Source organism: Protofrankia sp. CiT1 (assembly GCF_917627335.1).
GTDB lineage: Bacteria > Actinomycetota > Actinomycetes > Frankiales > Frankiaceae > Protofrankia.
In genome coordinates, this window is record NZ_CAKJTP010000099.1 from 1 (window position 1) to 4,565 (window position 4,565).

The 4,565-nt window shown below is 70.2% G+C and carries 4 protein-coding genes; 2 read left to right on the plus strand and 2 right to left on the minus strand.

The window, feature by feature from the left end:
- Positions 1 to 805 (plus strand): adenosine deaminase (gene add, locus MJ785_RS15210; RefSeq protein ID WP_239381441.1); only part of this gene is annotated, 805 nt, incomplete at its 5' end.
- On the opposite strand, the gene xseA is transcribed toward add, so the two are convergent.
- On the minus strand, positions 802 to 2,031 hold the full coding sequence (gene xseA / locus MJ785_RS15215) for an exodeoxyribonuclease VII large subunit (protein ID WP_239308408.1): 1,230 nt from the start codon (positions 2,029 to 2,031) through the stop codon (positions 802 to 804). The two genes, add and xseA, sit on opposite strands and share 4 nt — an antisense overlap.
- 128 nt (positions 2,032 to 2,159) lie before the next feature.
- Between xseA and MJ785_RS15220 the strand changes: the two genes are divergently transcribed.
- A complete protein-coding gene (locus MJ785_RS15220; protein WP_239308407.1) occupies positions 2,160 to 3,122 on the plus strand; it encodes a 4-hydroxy-3-methylbut-2-enyl diphosphate reductase in 963 nt (320 codons plus the stop codon).
- A 132-nt stretch (positions 3,123 to 3,254) separates the two neighbouring features.
- Here the strand turns inward: MJ785_RS15220 and MJ785_RS15225 are convergent.
- The coding region (locus MJ785_RS15225) for a glycosyltransferase family 4 protein (protein WP_239381443.1) at positions 3,255 to 4,565 on the minus strand (1,311 nt) is incomplete at its 5' end.

Here is a 4,565-nt window from a genome sequence, read left to right on the forward strand (position 1 = left end):
GGACTTCGCGCTGCTGGCCCGTGAGACCGCGCTGGGGCTTGCCGCGCAGGGGGTCCGGTACGCTGAGATCACCTTCACGCCGTTCCTGCACATCCAGCGTGGTATCGACGCGGCCGAGGTCTTCGACGGGGTCGAGCGGGGCCGTCGGGAGGCCGAGGAGACGACCGGTATCCAGCTGCGCTGGGTCACCGACATCCCAGGCCTGCCCGGGATGGATCTGCGCCCCGCGGCCGAGGCGACGATCGAGTTCGCGTTGAGCCACCGTGGGTCGGTGATCGCGCTCGGGCTGGGCGGGTCCGAGGCCGGTGTGCCCCGGTCGCAGTTCGCGGACGTGTTCACCGCCGCGCGGGACGCCGGGCTGCACCGCGTACCGCATGCCGGCGAGACCACCGGGCCGCGCACGATCTGGGACTCCCTCGAGTATCTGCACGCCGAACGCATCGGTCACGGCATCCGCGCCATCGACGACCCGGTACTGGTCGACCACCTGCGGGCACAGCACGTCCCGCTGGAGGTGTGCCCGACATCGAACCTCCGTACCGGGGTCGTCGCGGACTATTCGGGGCACCCGTTGTCCACAATGATCAAAATGGGTCTGCCGGTCAGCCTCAACAGTGACGACCCGCCGATGTTCGGCACCACACTGCGCGATGAGTACCTGCATGCGCTGCGCGGTCTGGGCCTGACCCGGCGCCAGGTAGTTGATCTTGCGGTGGCCGCCGTCGACCACTCGTTCGCTCCCACCGCGCTCAAGGCCGCCATCCGCGCGGACCTCGCCGGAGTCGTCGAGGGCCTCAGCCTTTAGACACTCTGGGGATCGCGGGCGCCGGCGGTCGCGGGGAAGGAGCCACCGGCAACCCGGATGGCCAGCTCGTCACCTGTGTCCACCCCCGCCGGGTCGCGCACGATGGAGCCGTCGGCGGTCCGGCGCACCAGGGCATATCCGCGATCCAAAGTCGCGGCCGGTGACAGTGCGCGCAGCTGGGCGGATGTGTGGGCCAGCTCGCGCTCGGCCCCGGCGAGGATCTGCATCACGCAACGTAGCCCGCGGGACCGTAGCTCGTTGACAGACTCGCTCTGGCGGTCAAGTTCGCGGCCGGGCGCGGCCAGCACGGGACGGCCGCGTAGATCGGCCAGTCCGCGTTCCTCGTGCTTCAGCCGCTGTTCGACGATCCGCCTGGACCGGTCGCGCAACGCGGTGACCAGGGCGTGTTGTTCGGCCACGTCCGGCACGATCCGTTTCGCCGCGTCCGTCGGAGTGGACGCGCGGACGTCGGCGACGAAGTCGAGCAGGGGCGCGTCCTGCTCGTGGCCGATGGCGGATACCACCGGGGTGCCCGCCGCGGCTACGGCCCGTATCAACGCCTCGTCGGAGAAGGGCAGCAGGTCCTCCATCGACCCACCGCCCCGGGCGATGACGATGACGTCCACGCCGGGGATACGGTCGAGGTCACGCAGCGCGTCGATGACCTGTCCAACGGCGAGCGGCCCCTGGACCGCCACTTCCCGGGTCACGATGCGCACGGCGGGCCAACGACGGCGGGCGTTCTCGACCACGTCCCGCTCGGCCGCGCTCGCCCGTCCGGTGATCAGCCCGACCGCCTGCGGGAGGAACGGGAGCCGGCGTTTGCGGGCAGCGGCGAACAGGCCCTCCGCCGCGAGCACGCCGCGCAGCTGCTCGAGGCGCGCGAGCAGGGCGCCCGCACCGAGTGGGCGGATCTCCACGACAGCGAGCGCCAGCGTTCCCCGCGTGGGGTGGAAGGACGGCTTGCCCCAGACCACCACTCTGGCGCCATCGACGAGCCCGGCTCCGATCGCCTCACAGACGGCCCGCGGGCAGGTGAGCCGCAGCGACACGTCGGCGACGGGATCGCGCAGCGTGAGGAAGACGGTGGCGAGCCCGGGGCGGCGGACGATCTCGGTGAGCTGCCCTTCCACCCAGACCCGCCCAAGCCGGTTGACCCAGTCCCCGATCGCGCGGGAAATCGTGCGGACCGGCAGCGGCTGCTCCGGTGAGGAGGTGAGTGCCATCGAGCCACCGTAACGACGTGAACCGTCGATCCATGCACAAATCGCTTCGGGTGTCCTGACAGGTCGCCGGCGTGTGACGGTTATCGTTCGCTCCTCCGGCCGCTGCTGGGCCGCGTACACTTCCGGGCATGGGGCGGATCCTGTTGGCCAATCCGCGCGGGTACTGCGCTGGTGTTGACCGAGCGGTGCTGACGGTCGAGAAGACGCTGGAGCTGTACGGCGCTCCCGTCTACGTACGCAAGCAGATCGTGCACAATGCCCACGTCGTCAAGACGCTGGAGGCAAAAGGCGCGATCTTTGTGGACGAGACGGACGAGGTTCCTGCCGGGGCGACCGTGGTGTTTTCTGCCCACGGTGTCGCACCGTCCGTCCATGAGGAGGCGAGGTCCCGGGAACTGCGAACGATCGACGCCACGTGCCCGCTCGTGACGAAGGTGCACGGCGAGGCACGCAGATTCGCCAAGGAGGACTTCGACATCCTCCTCATCGGCCATGAAGGCCACGAGGAGGTTGTCGGTACCACGGGCCAGGCGCCCGACCGCATCCACCTGGTCGACGGCGTGGAGGATGCGGCGGCCGTCAAGGTCCGCGACGAGTCCAGAGTTGCCTATCTTTCACAGACCACGCTGTCGGTCGACGAGACCGAGACCACGGTGCACGCGTTGCGTGAGCGGTTCCCGCTGCTACAGGGGCCGCCGAGTGCCGACATCTGTTATGCCACCCAGAACCGCCAGGTCGCGGTCAAGGAGATCGCCGGCCAGGTCGAGCTGATCCTCGTGGTCGGGTCGCCGAACTCGTCGAACTCCGTACGCCTGGTCGAGGTCGCCCTTGACCACGGGGTGCCTGCCGCCTACCTGGTGGACGACGCCAGCCAGGTGGATCCGGCCTGGCTCGACGGGGTGGAGACCATTGGTGTGACCAGCGGGGCTTCGGTTCCTGAGGAGCTGGTCACCGAGGTGGTCGCCTGGCTCGCCGAACGCGGTTTCGACGATGTCGAGCAGGTGACTTCGGCCGAGGAGCATCTGCTGTTCGCGCTGCCCCCTGAGCTCCGCCGGGAAATCCGGGCCCGGGAGCGCGCGGCCAAGGTCTAGCCGACCGACGGACCAGGAGAACCGTTGGATCGGCACATCCGATCCAACGGTGCGATCGATCCAACCGGTGCAATGCGCGACCGCATCGCACCGGTTGGCTTTTCTGGTGTCACACCTGGGTGTTTTCTGGTGTCACGCCCGGGTAGCGGTGGCCACCGCTACCCGGGATCGTCGGGCTGGGCCGCCGGGCCGCTGAGCCACCATGAGGGAACGCAGCAGTTCCGCCTGGCTGTCAGCCTGCTGGGTGAGGGTGTGCCGAGCGAGCACGTTCGCCCGGGCGGCTATGGAAATCCGCTCGGCATAGCCCGGATTACCGAGCAGGTCGGTCAGCCGGCGGGTGAGATCGTCGACATCCCCCGCGCGGGCGAGCAGCCCGGTCACACCGTCCGTGACGATCTCTGGGATGCCGGCTGTCGGGAATGCGACCACCGGTGTTCCGCATGCCTGCGCTTCCAGAACGCTCAGCGGCAGGCCTTCCAGACTGGACGCGAGCACCAGCGCGTCGCATGCCCGCAGCAGACCGGCTATATCCGTGCGTGGGCCGAGGAAGCGTATCCGCACGCCCAGCAGGCTGGCGCCGAGCTCGCGTAGCGTCCTCGCGTGTGCCGGATCGAGGCTCGGCGCGCCCGCGACGGCGAGCTGTGCACGCGCGAACTGTCCGGGCAGTGAGGCCACCGCCCGGATCACGTTGTCCACGCCCTTGCGTGGGTCGAGCCGGGACAGCGCCAGTACCACGGGTGCGGACGGATCGGCCGCCAGCTGGGCGCGTACCGCGGGATCGGCGGGTCCCGGCCGCAGCGCGTCCGTGTCGACCCCGTTGCGGATCACCTGGGTACGGCGGGCTGCCGCGGGTGGCAATGACGCCGCCACCGCGTCGCTGACCGCCACCGACGCCTGCGCGCCGCGCACCGCCAGCCCCCGCAGCCGGCCGATCAGATCCGGTTCGTTCTCCTCATGCAGGTGCAGGACGACCGGCCGGTTCGTCAGCCGGCCCGCCAGCACGCACTGCAGATGCGACCAGTGGCTGTTCGCGTGTACTGCGTCCACGTCAAGGAGGCGGACGAGTGCCGCCGTGCGTCGGGCGAGCATGGCGGTCCGTCCGAACTCCCGGACCGCGCCGACGGGGCTGAACTGGCCATCCGGCGCGCGTATCCCGCGATCGTCGGGTGCGGGCAGCATGACGTGCAACAGCCCGGCCGCCCGCCATGCCTCGGCCGTGGCGCTGCCGGCGGGCGCCGCGAGGATCTGTTCGACCCCACGGTCGCGGAGCAGCGGCGCGAGCCGCAGCAGATAGCGCTGTGCGCCCCATAGTCCCTCGCCCTGCTCGACAACCAACAACCGGCAGCGGGCTGGTTCCCGCGGCATCCTTGCCGATGTGTCCGTCACGGCCGTGGGCGTGCTCACCGGTCCGCTCCTGACGCCGCCGGCCCCGGCACCGCCTCT